The sequence below is a fragment of the Bradyrhizobium manausense genome (assembly GCF_018130615.1).
Lineage (GTDB): Bacteria > Pseudomonadota > Alphaproteobacteria > Rhizobiales > Xanthobacteraceae > Bradyrhizobium > Bradyrhizobium manausense_A.
In genome coordinates this window covers 198,391-211,450 of the sequence record NZ_JAFCKB010000008.1, presented here as the reverse complement: position 1 = coordinate 211,450, position 13,060 = coordinate 198,391, and the positions used below count along the sequence as shown (strand labels likewise).

At 64.0% G+C, this 13,060-nt stretch carries 14 protein-coding genes; 10 read left to right on the top strand and 4 right to left on the bottom strand.

All coding sequences use genetic code 11. The features are described from left to right. Positions 1-9: 9 nt before the first annotated feature. Positions 10-558 carry a TetR/AcrR family transcriptional regulator gene (locus tag JQ587_RS17765; protein ID WP_212297352.1) on the top strand — a complete coding sequence of 183 codons (549 nt, stop codon included), beginning with the start codon at positions 10-12 and terminating at the stop codon, positions 556-558. 106 nt (positions 559-664) lie between these two features. Here the strand turns inward: JQ587_RS17765 and JQ587_RS17760 are convergent, their stop codons facing one another. Further along, entirely contained in the window at positions 665-1,162 is a 498-nt protein-coding gene (locus JQ587_RS17760; RefSeq protein ID WP_188104093.1) for a hypothetical protein, read from the bottom strand. A 188-nt stretch (positions 1,163-1,350) separates the two neighbouring features. Here JQ587_RS17760 and JQ587_RS17755 point away from each other — a divergent pair, with 188 nt between their 5' ends. Then, positions 1,351-1,626 (top strand): PsiF family protein, encoded by a 276-nt coding sequence (locus JQ587_RS17755; protein ID WP_212426105.1) that lies wholly within the window; start codon positions 1,351-1,353, stop codon positions 1,624-1,626. 100 nt (positions 1,627-1,726) lie between these two features. Further along, positions 1,727-2,812 (top strand): AbrB family transcriptional regulator, encoded by a 1,086-nt coding sequence (locus JQ587_RS17750; protein ID WP_212297354.1) that lies wholly within the window; start codon positions 1,727-1,729, stop codon positions 2,810-2,812. Here JQ587_RS17750 and JQ587_RS17745 read toward each other — a convergent pair. Next, positions 2,809-3,438 carry a pyridoxamine 5'-phosphate oxidase family protein gene (locus JQ587_RS17745; RefSeq protein ID WP_212426104.1) on the bottom strand — a complete coding sequence of 210 codons (630 nt, stop codon included), beginning with the start codon at positions 3,436-3,438 and terminating at the stop codon, positions 2,809-2,811. The genes JQ587_RS17750 and JQ587_RS17745 overlap by 4 nt on opposite strands. Before the next feature lie 123 nt (positions 3,439-3,561). Here JQ587_RS17745 and JQ587_RS17740 point away from each other — a divergent pair, with 123 nt between their 5' ends. Beyond that, positions 3,562-4,446: a LysR family transcriptional regulator gene (locus tag JQ587_RS17740; RefSeq protein WP_212426103.1), complete on the top strand. Its 885-nt coding sequence runs from the start codon at positions 3,562-3,564 to the stop codon at positions 4,444-4,446. Between the two features lie 2 nt (positions 4,447-4,448). Here JQ587_RS17740 and JQ587_RS17735 read toward each other — a convergent pair whose 3' ends face one another. Then, on the bottom strand, positions 4,449-4,868 hold the full coding sequence (locus JQ587_RS17735; RefSeq protein ID WP_212426102.1) for a PaaI family thioesterase: 420 nt from the start codon (positions 4,866-4,868) through the stop codon (positions 4,449-4,451). Positions 4,869-5,101: 233 nt separating this feature from the next. Continuing rightward, the gene (gene pobA / locus JQ587_RS17730; protein ID WP_212426101.1) at positions 5,102-6,271 is read right to left on the bottom strand and encodes a 4-hydroxybenzoate 3-monooxygenase; all 1,170 of its coding nucleotides are present in this window, start codon (positions 6,269-6,271) and stop codon (positions 5,102-5,104) included. A 265-nt stretch (positions 6,272-6,536) separates the two neighbouring features. Here pobA and JQ587_RS17725 point away from each other — a divergent pair, with 265 nt between their 5' ends. The 6 genes from JQ587_RS17725 to JQ587_RS17700 all read left to right on the top strand — a co-directional run bounded on the left by JQ587_RS17725 (position 6,537) and on the right by JQ587_RS17700 (position 13,051). After that, on the top strand, positions 6,537-7,553 hold the full coding sequence (locus JQ587_RS17725; RefSeq protein WP_212426100.1) for a TRAP transporter substrate-binding protein: 1,017 nt from the start codon (positions 6,537-6,539) through the stop codon (positions 7,551-7,553). 244 nt (positions 7,554-7,797) lie between these two features. After that, positions 7,798-8,307 carry a TRAP transporter small permease gene (locus tag JQ587_RS17720; protein WP_074116636.1) on the top strand — a complete coding sequence of 170 codons (510 nt, stop codon included), beginning with the start codon at positions 7,798-7,800 and terminating at the stop codon, positions 8,305-8,307. A gap of 2 nt (positions 8,308-8,309) precedes the next feature. Continuing rightward, complete coding sequence (locus tag JQ587_RS17715; RefSeq protein ID WP_212426099.1) at positions 8,310-9,629, top strand: TRAP transporter large permease; 1,320 nt, start codon at positions 8,310-8,312, stop codon at positions 9,627-9,629. A gap of 10 nt (positions 9,630-9,639) precedes the next feature. After that, entirely contained in the window at positions 9,640-10,101 is a 462-nt protein-coding gene (locus tag JQ587_RS17710; RefSeq protein WP_212426098.1) for a DUF3237 domain-containing protein, read from the top strand. Between the two features lie 260 nt (positions 10,102-10,361). Then, a complete protein-coding gene (locus JQ587_RS17705) occupies positions 10,362-11,171 on the top strand; it encodes a crotonase/enoyl-CoA hydratase family protein (protein WP_212297362.1) in 810 nt (269 codons plus the stop codon). Beyond that, positions 11,168-13,051, top strand: coding sequence for a feruloyl-CoA synthase (locus tag JQ587_RS17700; protein WP_212426097.1), 1,884 nt, complete (start codon positions 11,168-11,170; stop codon positions 13,049-13,051). Before JQ587_RS17705 ends, JQ587_RS17700 begins: the two co-directional genes overlap by 4 nt. Positions 13,052-13,060 lie beyond the last annotated feature (9 nt).

Here is a 13,060-nt window from a genome sequence, read left to right as displayed (position 1 = left end):
GCTTCCTTCATGAACGACGGCAGGGGCGATGTCTGGGTCGAGGCGGGGTTCAGCGAGCTCGCCCGCGCCGGCGTCGAGGGCGTGCGGGTCGAAGTGCTTGCCAAGAATCTCGGCGTCACCAAGGGCGGCTTCTACCGCCGCTTCGCCGACCGCGCCGCACTGCTCGAGGCCATGCTGGTGCACTGGCGCGAGGGACGCTCGGCGTCCATCGCGCAGCAGACCAGCCTCGACGGACAAGAGCCGCGTGAACGGCTGAAGGCGATGATCCAGCTCTACTCCGAGCGACTCAATCCGGAAGGCATGGCAATCGAGCTTGCGATCCGGCAGTGGGCACGCTCCGACGAGAGTGCGGCTGCGGCTGTGGCCAGCGTGGATGCGGCGCGGCTCAAGCATGTCGCCGAGCTCTACCGTGCGACCGGCCTGGAGGCCGAGGCGGCCGAGGCGCAGGCCTTCCTATTCTACTGCTTCATCTTCGGCCAGAGCCTGCTGTTCATCGAGCGCGGCCCACGCAAGCGGTCGCAGCTCGTGGCGAAATCAGCCGAGAAGCTATTGGACTAGGGCATGATCCGGAAACGCATGTAGCGGTTTTCCGAGAGATCACGCGCAACAGTCACCAAGCAAAATGGCCGGAGCTTTGCTCCGGCCATCGCATCAATTCGAAGCGTTAGGCGGCACCCTTCAGCTTCTTGTTGCATTCGCTGTAATAGCCGCCGCCCTTCTCGATCCACTTCATGCCACCATTGCCATTGGTGGTCTTGTTGGCATTGTACTGGTCGACGCAGGTGTGGAGGCGCGCCTTACCGGCAGTCTCCTTGGCGTATTTCGGATCAACCGCGTTCGGGAAGATCGCAGGGCCGGCCGGCAGAGTCGGCGCCGGAGCAGCAGCAGGGGCGGCCTCCTTCTTTGCCTGCTTCGGCTCGGCTGCAGGGGGTGGCGCAGCTGGGGCGGCCGCGGTCGGCGCAGCGGCCGGCGTTGCGTCGGCGCCGCACTGGGCTTTGCGGAAGTCATTCCACTTCATGGTGCCGAGCGAGCCGTCCTTCTTGGCGGCCTGATATTTCGCGCTGCACTCTTGCGAGGTCAGCGCCTGCGCCGGCGCGCTCGCCACCAGCGCGGCGACGCCCGACACCGCAATTGCACACAACAATTTGGCTTGAATGGTCATCCTTGGTCTCCCTCAGGGAAGCAAAACGAGGATTGCTATCCTAGCGTGTCCCGCACGCCCGACAAGGAAGCGGTGGGCTTCGCAGCCAAAATATAGTGATCCCGCTGTTCAGATTATTCATGTCGCGTTCAGCAACGCGGGCCGACGTTCGCGTCCCTTCGCAATTCTCGCAAGAAGAGTCCAACACCATGACCCTCGCTTCCCGTCTCGCCGTCGTCGCCATTGCCTCCCTGTTCGCCACCGGCACCGCCTTCGCACAGACCGCGGCACCGGCTGCCAAGACCGATGCCACCACGACCACCGACAAGAAGGCGCCGAAGGAGCACTCGGCCGAATCGCTCGAATGCTCCAAGCAGGCGGATGCCAAGGGCCTCCACGGCAAGGAGCGCAAGAAATTCCGCTCCGAGTGCATCAAGAGCGCCAAGGCCGGCACTGCGGCTGCGCCTGCCGCCGACAAGAAGTAAGCCCGTCACTATCCTCCCCTCGCCGTTGGCGAGAGGCGCACGCATTGCGGCATGACGAGCCTGCAATTGTGCGCCTCTCGCCGATTTGCGATAAGGTGGCGTGAAGCAAATCACCGCCTCCTTCCCGTTCGAATTGCCGAGCCGTGCCAAGGTTTTGAGCACCGCGGAGACGCTCGTCATCGGCGCGGCTGGCGGCCTCGCGTTCCTGGTTGCGGGCCTTCCGGGCGGATTGATATCGGGATCGATGATTGCAGTCGGGCTTGCCGCAATTGCCGGACGCCAGCTCGCCGTTCCGCCGCTGCTGACCCAGACCGTGCTGGTGCTGCTTGGCATTTCGCTCGGCTCCGTCGTTTCGCGACACCTGATCCAGCAGGTCAGCGCCTATCCGCTGACCATCGGTCTATTGGCGCTCGCGACCTTCTGCTCGACCTTCGGCTCGAGCTACTATCTCCAACGCATCCATGGCTGGGATCGCACCTCGGCCTTCCTCGCCGGCAGCCCCGGCGCATTATCGCAAATCACGATCTTGGCGGTTGAACGCGGCGCCGACCTGCCGGGCATCGCTGTGGTGCAGACCATGCGCGTCATCATCCTCACCGCGGCGCTGCCCATGGTGCTGGCGATCGCGGGCGTCGCCCCCTCCGTCGCGCCGTCGCTGACGACGACGATCGCCTCGCCGCTCGATCTCCTCGAACTGGTCGCCGCATCGCTGGCGGCGTCGCTCGTTCTCCGGCTGATCAGGTTTCCGGCGAGCTGGATGTTCGGCGCGATGATCGCCTCCAGCGTGCTGCACGGCGCGGGCTGGGTCGACGGCGGCCTGCCGAACTGGGTGCGCGGCGTATCGCTGGTCGGCATCGGCGCGCTGATCGGCAGCCGCTTTGCCCGGATGCGAATCAAAACGCTGGCCGGCCACATCAACGCGGCGCTGGGATCGTTTGCCGTGGCCATCGCCGTCTCCGCCATCTTCGTCGGCATCGTCGCCGTTACGACCCAGGTGAAGTTCTCCGACGTCGTCGTTGCTTTCGCGCCCGGCGCGATGGACGCGATGCTGGCGCTGGCGCTCACGCTGCACATCGATCCGATCTTCGTCGGCGCCCACCATCTCTCGCGTTTCGTGTTCGTGACGATCGCGACGCCGGGCATCGTCCATCTGTTCGGCCGGACACAAGACGACGTGGACGATTAGCCCTCCACTGCCGTCGCCCGTCCCTTCAACACGGCAACCTCTGCCTCGAGCTCCGCAATCCGCTGGTCTCTGGCCGCCAGCGCCGCCGCAACATCCGGGGCGTCAAACTTCTGCGGAATGTGCTGCGGGCAGTTGGTGTCCCACGCCGCGATCTTGAACAGAACCACCTGCTCCGGCCGGGCGCGGTAGCCCTTCGGCATCAGGGCCATCGTCAGCGCCTCGTCGTCCTCGACCACGCGCGCCTCGCCCCAGATCTTCACGCGGCGGCGGTGGGCGTAGTCCATGACGAAGATGTAGGCCTTGGGGTTCTCGGACAGATTTCCCTGGGTGATGAATTGCCGGTTGCCGGAATAGTCGGTGAAGGCCAGCGTCTGCTTGTCCAGCACCTTCAAGAACCCCTTCGGGCCGCCGCGGTGCTGGATGTAGGGCTGGCCGTCGGCCGAGGCGGTCGCAAAGTAGAAGCTGTTGGCATCGGCCAGGAACGCCGCGAGGTTCTCGTCGACCTCGGTGCGCCATCCCCGCTGCTCGGCATGGGCATAGCCCTCGCGCGATCCCTTTCGGGTCTGGATCGATTTCACCGCCGGCGAGAAGGCAATATCGCTGGCATAGGTGTGTACGGCAGTCATCGGAACATCTCCTGAGAATTCCAGCACATTGCTGCGTCTTTCAGGGCTCAAAATGGACCTTCCGGCGATCAAAACAATCGGCCCGCTTGACACTTAATCGTTGCAATATATGCAATAATACCCATGGACCGCCTTGAAGCCATGCATGTCTTCGTCACCGTCGCTGACCTGCGCGGCTTTGCGCCGGCGGCGCGAAAGCTGCGGCTGTCGCCATCGGCGGTGACGCGGATGATCGCGGCGCTCGAAGAGCATCTCGGCGCGCGGTTGCTGCAGCGGACCACCCGGCAGGTCAGGCTGACCGACGTCGGCACGCGCTATCTGGAACGCGCACGGCGGATTCTTGCCGATGTCGAGGAAGCCGACGGCTCGGCGCGGGAGGAGCGCAACCGGCCGAGCGGGCGGCTGGTGGTGTCGGCCCCGGTCGGCTTCGGCCGGCTGCATCTCGGCCCGGTCATGACCGATTATCTCAAGCGCTATCCCGAGGTCGCCTGCGAGCTCAGGCTGTCGGACAACCTCGTCAATCTCGTGGAGGATGCCGTCGACGCGGCGGTGCGGATCGGCCATCTCGCCGATTCCTCGCTGGTGGCGCGCCAGGTCGGCGAGATGCGGCGGATCGTGGTGGCGACGCCGGGCTATCTGAAGCGCCATGGCGAGCCGAAGACGCCGGAGGCGCTGGTCGAGCACCAGACCATCCAGTTCGGTCCCACCTCGAACTGGCATTTCGTGCAGGACGGCCGCGACATCGAGGTGACGCCGAGCCCGCGCTTCACCAGCAACAGCGCCGACGCAGCGCTGCAATTTGCCGAGGCCGGCGGCGGCGTGACGCGGGTGCTGGCCTATCAGGCCGCCGAGGGCCTGAAGCGCGGGCGGCTGAAAATCGTGTTGGCGAAATACGAGCAGCCGGCGCTGCCGATCCACATCGTCTATCCGACCTCGCGCCTGCTCTCGGCCAAGGTGCGCGCCTTCATCGATCTCGTGGTGGAGACGGCGGAGTGGCGGTTTGGGTAGGCTCAACCTTTCTTGGGCACCACCCGGAACGTGCCGCTGGCCCGCGCGATCACGGCGCCGTCGGCCTTGATCAGGCACTGCGCGAAGCAGATCGTCTTGCCGGTCTTGATCACGTCGCTCTCGATCGAACACCACTGGCCAATCTCGGCCGAGCCGACGAAATCGATCGACAGTGATACCGTCACGAAGGAAGTGGTCCAGTTCGTCACCTGCGCGCAGCTATAGCCCATGGCATTGTCGGCGAGCGCGGCGATCAGGCCGCCATGGATCAAGCCACGGCCGTTGGTGTGCGGCCGTGCCAGCCGGAGGCCAATGATGATGGCCTTGTCGGTCTTCTTCGCGTAGAGCGGCTCCCAGGGCTCGGTGAGCGGGCTCTTGCGGGACAGGGGCTCAAAGCCGTCGGGAATGTCGGTGGAGGTCATGTGCGTCTCGTGTGCTGCTGATTGCCAGCATTGAACGCGATGGACGTGACGGGCGCATCAATTACAAAGTTTTAAACGGGATTTGCGCGGGTGTTTGAAACGCGCCGTGCCATCCCCGCCACTGTCATCACCCGCGAAAGCGGGTGATCCAATATTCCAAAGGCGGCGCGGCTGCAATCGAGAGGCCGCGGCGCACTGGATGCCCCGGCCTTCGCCGGGCATGACGGCGAGTGTCAGAACGGCAAGCCCACATAATTCTCCGACAGCGACGTCATCGCGGCCTGCGACTGCGTGACGTAATCGAGCTCGGCGAGCTGGATGCGCGCGCCGATGCTGCCGGTGTCGGGGAACTTGTGCAGCATCGAGGTCATCCACCAGGAGAAGCGCACCGCCTTCCAGACCCGCGCCAGCGCCGTCGCGGAATAGGCGTCGATGCCGGCGCTCGATTTCTCGTCGTAGAACTCGCGGAGCGCGCTAGACAGATAATGCGCATCGCTGGCAGCGAGGTTCAGTCCCTTGGCGCCGGTCGGCGGCACGATGTGGGCGGCGTCGCCGCACAGGAACAACTTGCCGAAGCGCATCGGCTCGGCGACGAAGCTGCGCAAGGGCGCGATGCTCTTCTCGATCGAGGGGCCCGTGATCAGGCTGTCGGCGGCCTCCTGGTCGAGCCGGCGCTTCAACTCGTCCCAGAAGCGGTCATCCGGCCATTGATCGACATGGTCGTCGAGCGAGCACTGCACGTAATGCCGGCTGCGTTTCATCGAGCGCATGGTGCAGAGCGCAAAGCCGCGGGCGTGGTTGGAATAGATCAGCTCGTGGCTGACCGGCGGCGTCTCGGAGAGGATGCCGAGCCAGCCGAACGGATAGACCCGCTCGAACTCCTCGATTGCCGAGGCCGGCACGCTGGCGCGGCTGACGCCGTGAAAGCCGTCGCAGCCGGCGATGAAGTCACAATCGAGGGTGTGGGTGACGCCATCCTTGATGAACGTTACGCGGGGGTGACTGCCATCGAAATCATGCGGCTGCACGTCCTTGGCCTCGTAGACCGTGGTGAGGCCGGCGGCCTTGCGGGCATTCATCAGATCCAGCGTGACCTCGGTCTGGCCGTAGATCATGACCGTCTTGCCGGTCGCGGCCTTCATGTCGATGCGATGACGATGGCCGGCGAAGGCGAGCTCGATGCCTTCATGAACCAGGCCTTCGGCATGCGCCCGCGTACTGGCGCCGATCTGATCAAGCAACCCGACCGTTCCCTCTTCCAGCAGGCCGGCGCGGATTCGGCCGAGCACGTAATCCGGGCTCTGCCGTTCCAGAATGAAATTGTCGATGCCGTATTGGTTCAGAAGTTGCCCAAGCAACAATCCTGCCGGCCCGGCCCCGATGATTGCGACTTTTGTCCGCAATACTTGCTCCTCCCGATCCTGTAGGCTTTCGTCGCGGCGCGCTTGTCGCGGTCGTCCACGCGCGATAATTATAACATATAACGGTTGGGCAAAAGGGGAGCGCTCGTCGCGGCATCGCGACAAATCCATGCAACATGGCTGACATAGATGACGCGGCGGCACGCCGCGGCAGTTCCGGCTTGAACGCGCCAGCCAATTATATAACATGTTAACTAATGAGACCGGGCCATCGAAGCCCGCCGTCACAAAGAGGGAGAGACACGTGATGAGGAAAGCATGTCTGGCTTTGCTGCTGGCAGCGAGCGTGACGCCTGCGTTCGCGCAGGACAAGACCTTCGACTTGAAGATCTCGCATTGGGTGCCGGCTTCGCATCCGCTGCAAAAGTCGCTGGAGGATTGGGCAGCCGCGGTGGAGAAGGATTCCGGCGGCACCATCAAGGGCAAGGTGTTCCCAGCCCAGCAGCTCGGCAAGGCCTTCGATCACTACGACATGGCGCGTGATGGCATCGCCGACGTCACCTACGTCAACCCAGGCTATCAGCCCGGCCGCTTCCCGATTATCGGCGCCGGCGAATTGCCGTTCCTGATCTCGGACGCCAAGGGCGGATCGATGGGGCTGGACGCCTGGTACCGCAAATATGCCGAGAAGGAGATGAAGGACGTCAAATACTGCCTCGCCTTCGTCCACTCGCCCTCCTCCTTCCACTCCCGCACGAAGAAGATCGTGATGCCGGAGGACGTGAAGGGCATGAAGATCCGCCCCGCTCACGCCACCATGGCGAATTTCGTCACCGCGCTCGGCGGCACCAATGTGCAGTCCTCCGCACCTGAAGTGCGCGACATCATCGAGCGCGGCGTCGCCGGCGGTGTCACCTTCCCCTGGGGCTCCCTGGTGCTGTTCGGCATCGACAAGGTCACGAAGTTCCACATGGAGGCCCCGCTCTACACCACGACGTTCGTGTTCGTGATGAACAAGGACAAGTACAATTCCATGTCCGACAAGCAGAAGGCCGCGATCGACAAGAACTGCACGACCGAAATGGCGGGCGTGGTCGGCGAGCACTGGGGCAAGTTCGAGGATGCCGGCATCGACAAGGTAAAGGCGGAAGAAGGTCACGAGGTCTACAAATTGACGGCAGACCAGACGACGGCCTGGAAGAAGGCAGCCGAACCGCTGGTCAAGACCTGGAGTGACGGCGCCAAGAAGGCCGGTGCCGATCCTGACGCAGCCTTGGCGGAGCTCAAGGCCTCGCTGAAGAAGTACAACGCGCTGGCGGAGTAGGCGATGCCGTCGCGGCGAGCTCCGCTTCTCCCTCGCCCGGTTCTTACGGGGAGAGGGTCGGGGTGAGGGGCTGCTTCGGCACAGAAGCTGGCAGATGGGCCCGCGGAGAGTCCCCCTCACCCACCGCGCTCTGGCACGCAAGGGCGCTGCCAAGCGCGTCGGCCGCTCCCCGCACGCGGGGAGAGGCGAACGTCGCGGCGAGACCCGGATCAAAAATGACATCACGCGAAGGGATCACCAACCCATGAAGCGCTCCTGGATGGATCGCGTCATCGATACGATCGAATGGATCGCGGCCGGCTTTGTCGGCATCGTCGCGCTCGACATCTTCCTGTCGGTGCTGTTGCGCAACACGCTGAACTATTCGATCCCCGACAGTTTCGACATCGGCCGCATGCTGCTCGGCATCCTCATTTTCTGGGGCATTGCGGCGACCTCCTATCGCGGCACCCACATTACGGTCGACCTGGTCTGGGGCAATGTCGGGCCGCGCTACCAGCGCTGGATCGACGTGTTCGCGACCTTGGTGCTGCTGTTCGTCGTCACGGTGCAGACCTGGACGCTGTTCGACAAGGTGCGCGGCACCTACAACGACAACGTCCAGACCTTCGACATGCACATGCCGACCTGGCCTTTCTTCGCCATCGCCTGGATCGGCGACGTCTCGGCCGTGCTGCTGATCGCGATCCGCACTTACCGGCTCATCTTCCACCCCGAAGACATGCACGACCCCAAGCTGAAGGCGACGGAATAATCATGAGCACCGATGCCGTCGCCGTTATCGGCTTCGTTTCCCTGTTCGCGCTGATGCTGCTGCGCGTGCCCGTCGGCATGGCCATGGGTCTCGTCGGCGTCTCCGGCTTCTCCTATCTGGTCGGCGCGACGCCCGCGCTGAAGCTCGTTGGCCAGACCTCGATGCGCACGGTCACCGACTACACGTTCGGCGTCATCCCGATGTTCCTGCTGATGGGCTCCTTCGTCAGCAATTCCGGCATGAGTCGCGAGCTGTTTCGCGCCGCCAACGGCTTTGTCGGACATCTGCGGGGCGGGCTCGGCATCGCCACCGTCGGTGCTTGCGGCGGCTTTGCCGCGATCTGCGGCTCGTCGGTCGCGACCGCCGCCACCTTCTCCGCCGTCGCCTATCCCGAGATGCGCCGCTTCGGCTATCCGCAATCCTTTGCCACCGGCGTGATCGCGGCCGGCGGCACGCTCGGCGCGATGCTGCCACCTTCCACCGTGCTCGCGGTCTACGGCATCATCACCGAGCAGGACATCGGAAAACTCTTCATCGCCGGCATCATTCCGGGCCTGCTGGCGATGACCATGTACATGATCACGATCTTCCTGATCGGCTATTTCCGCCCTGACTTCCTGCCCAAGGGCAAGGTGCTGCCGTGGCGCGAGCGCTTCGCCGGCCTGAAGGACATCTGGGCACCGGTGCTGCTGTTCGTGTTCGTGATCGGCGGCCTCTACGGCCTGCCTTTCCTGCCGCGCTTCACGCCGACGGAGGCCGGCGGCGTCGGCGCCGCCGGCGCCTTCATCATCGGCATCGTCACGGGACGACTCGACCGTGAGAAGGTGTTGGCCTCGCTGCTGCAGGCGACACGCACCGCGGCCGCCGTGTTCACCGTGCTGATCGGTGCGTTGATCTTCGGCTATTTCCTGACGGTGACGCAGACGCCGCAAAAAGTGACGGAATTCCTGACCGGCCTCGGCCTCGGCCCCTACGGCGTGCTGGCGCTGATCATGGTGATGTATCTCGTGCTCGGCTGCCTGATGGACGCCATGGCGATGATCATCCTGACCGTGCCGATCATCTTCCCCGTCATCACGCATCTCGGCTTCGACCCGATCTGGTTCGGCGTCATCATCGTAATGACCGTCGAGCTCGGCCTGATCCATCCGCCGGTCGGCATGAACGTCTTTGTCATCAAGAGCGTGGTGAAGGACGTGTCATTCTCCACGATCTTCAAGGGCGTGATCCCGTTCGTAGCGACCGATCTCGTGCGGCTGGTAATCCTGATCGCCTTCCCGCTGTTGGCGACCTGGCTGCCGACGCGGATGATGGCGCATTGAGGGAGAAGTGATGACGACACCGACGCTCGAGACGAAATACGTCTTCACCATCACTGCCCGCATCGGCGACGTCATCACGGCCGGCGAGACAGGCATCGGCGTCCGTCGCATCATCCCGATTATCGGCGGCGAGGTGCAGGGCGCGATCACCGGCAAAGTGCTGCCGTTCGGCGCCGATTTCCAGACCATCCGTCCCAACGAGCTGATCGACCTCGAGGCCAAATACGCCTTCGAGACCGACGATGGCGCCGTGGTCTATGTCGAGAACAAGGGCATGCGCTTCGGCCCGGTCGAGCTGTTGCAAAAGCTCAAGCGCGGCGAACCGGTCGATCCAAAGCTGATCTATTTCCGCACCGTCCCGAAGTTCGAAACCGGGCACGAGAAGTATCGCTGGCTGATGGAGCACATCTTTATCGGCTCAGCCGCGCGGCATGCGGATCGCGTGGTGATCGACGTGCACCAGGTGGTGTGAGGGCCGGCTTTAGCGGTTTGGAGCTGGCACGAAGGCTAGCCGTCGTCCCGGCGAAGGCCGGGATCCACCGCGGGATCTACCGGTTGCCGGCGGTCGGAGTACCGAACGACGAATCTTCGCCAAATTCCTCCCTGTGCTTATGGGTCCCGGCCTTCGCCGGGACGGCATAGTATGCGGGGCGGCATTCGCCACAATTCACCGCCCCATATTGACTCCCGCCAAATTCGTTATACAACATAACTATTCTGATAAGGACGCAAATGACACAGGGAAACGCCGAGACCGCTGACGCGGGCGCCTCCGGGCTGCTTCAGATCGAGAGGGTGGACCGGGTTCTGACCGTAGGGCTGAACCGGCCGGCCAAGCGCAATGCGCTCAACGACGGCATCATCCTGGAAATCGGCGAGCGCTTTGCATCCCTGCCCGAGGATATCGGCGCGGTCGTCATCCACGGCATCGGCGACCATTTCTCCAGCGGTCTCGACCTTTCCGAGCTCCAGGACCACGACGCTACCGGCGGCCTCTTGCATTCGCAGATGTGGCACCGGGTGTTCGATCGCATCCAGTATAGCCGCGTCCCCGTCATCGCCGCGCTGAAGGGCGCCGTCATTGGCGGCGGGCTGGAGCTTGCCTGTGCCGCACATATCCGCGTCGCCGAACCCTCGACTTACTTCGCGCTGCCGGAAGGGCAGCGGGGCATCTTCGTCGGCGGCGGCGGCTCTGTGCGGCTGCCGCGACTGATCGGCGTCGCGCGCATGATGGACATGATGCTGACGGGCCGCGTCTACAGCGCGACCGAGGGCGCTTCTTACGGCTTTGCGCAATACGTCACGGAGGCCGGCAACGGGCTTCCCAAGGCGCTGGAGCTTGCAACCAAGATCGCCTCCAACGCGCCGCTGACGAATTTTGCCGTGCTCCAGGCCCTGCCGATGATCGCGGAAGCCAATCCGCAGACCGGCCTACTGATGGAATCGCTGATGGCGACGGTCGCGCAGAGTGACAAGGAAGCCAAGCGCAGGATTCGCGAATTTCTCGAGCACAAGACCGCCAAGGTGAAGCCGAAATCATGAGCGCACAGCCGTCCTCTTCCAGCACAGAGCGCGGCGTGAGCAATTCTCCGCTGCGACCGATCTCGTTCGGCGATCCCGTCGTCGACATCGAGCGTCGCGCCGATGGCACGATCTATCTGCGGCCGAAGCAGCCGCTCGGCGACTATCCCGTTCGCATCACCGATCGCCTGCATCACTGGGCGACGACGACGCCGGACCGCGTCTTCATGGCGGAGCGCGAAGGCGGCCGCGGCTGGCGCAAGATCACCTATGCGGAGCTGCTCACGGCGAGCCAGCATATCGCCTCGGGCCTGATCCAGCGCGGCCTGTCGGCGGAGCGGCCGGTCGTCATTCTCTCCGGCAATTCGATCGACCACGCGTTGCTTGCATTCGGCGCCTATTATGCCGGCGTTCCGTTCTGCCCGGTGTCGCCGGCCTATTCCCTGGTGTCGAAGGATTACGGCAAGCTGTCCTATCTGATGAAGCTGCTGACGCCGGGCCTCGTTTTCGCCGAGGACGCCGACAAGTTCGCCGACGCGCTCGTCGCCAATGTTTCGCTGGGCACCGAGATCGCCGCGTCCTATGGCCATGTCCCGGGCCGCGACGTCACCCTGCTCGCCGACCTCATGGCAACGCCCGTTCGCAGCGACCTCGACGCGGTGCACGGCAAGATCGGCCCCGACACGATCGCGAAATTCCTGCTGACGTCGGGCTCGACCGGCAATCCCAAGGCCGTCATCAACACCCAGCGCATGATCTGTGCCAACCAGGTCATGCTGCGCGAGACGCTCGCCTTTCTCAAGGACGAGCCGCCCGTCATCATCGACTGGCTACCGTGGAACCACACCTTTGGCGGCAATCACAATATCGGGCTGACGCTCTACAATGGCGGCTCGATGTATCTCGATGCCGGCAAGCCGGTGCCCGGCGGCATCGAGGAGACCGTTCGCAATCTCCAGGAGATTTCGCCGACGGTGTATTTCAACGTGCCCAAGGGGTACGAGTCGCTGCTGCCCTATTTGCGCGACGACCAGGGCTTGCGCGCAAAGTTTTTTGACCGGCTGCACGCGATGTTCTTCTCCGGGGCGGCTCTGTCGCCCTTCGTCTGGAACAGTCTCGACGAACTCGCGGTGAAGGAAAAAGGCTATCGCGTGCCAATGCTGACCGGCTTGGGCGCGACCGAGACCGCGCCGTTCTTCATGTCGGTCAATCCGCGCACCAGCCGCTCCGGCCATGTTGGCCTGCCGGTGTCCGGCAATGATGCCAAGCTGGTGCCGAACAACGGCAAGATGGAGGTCCGGGCCAAGGGGCCGAACGTGATGCCCGGCTACTGGCGCCAGCCCGACATCAGCGCGAAGTCCTTCGACGAGGAGGGCTTCTACAAGATGGGCGATGCGCTCAAGCCCGCCGATCCCGATGATCTCAATGCCGGCTTCGATTTCGACGGCCGCGTCAGTGAGGATTTCAAGCTCGCGAGCGGCACCTGGGTCAGCGTCGGCCCGCTGCGCGCGCGCCTCACGGCGGCCTGCGCGCCGCTGGTGCGCGACGTCGTCATCGCCGGCATCAATCGCGACGAAGTCTCCGCGCTTGTCGTCCTCGATCTCGACGGCTGCCGGCTGATCAACCCAACGCTGCCCGCCGACGACCTCACCGTCACCGCGCGCGACCGCCTGGTTCAGGAGGCCTTTCGCGAGCGCCTGACACACTTCCTCGCTTCGGCCACCGGCTCCTCGACCCGGGTCACACGCGCGATCCTGATGGACACGCCGCTCTCGATCGACAAGGGCGAGGTCACCGACAAGGGCTCGATCAACCAGCGCGCGGTGCTCGAGCATCGCGGTGCGCTGATCGAGGAGCTCTATGCTGCCAATCCATCCGACCGTGTGATATCGGTCGGCTAAGAATTCATC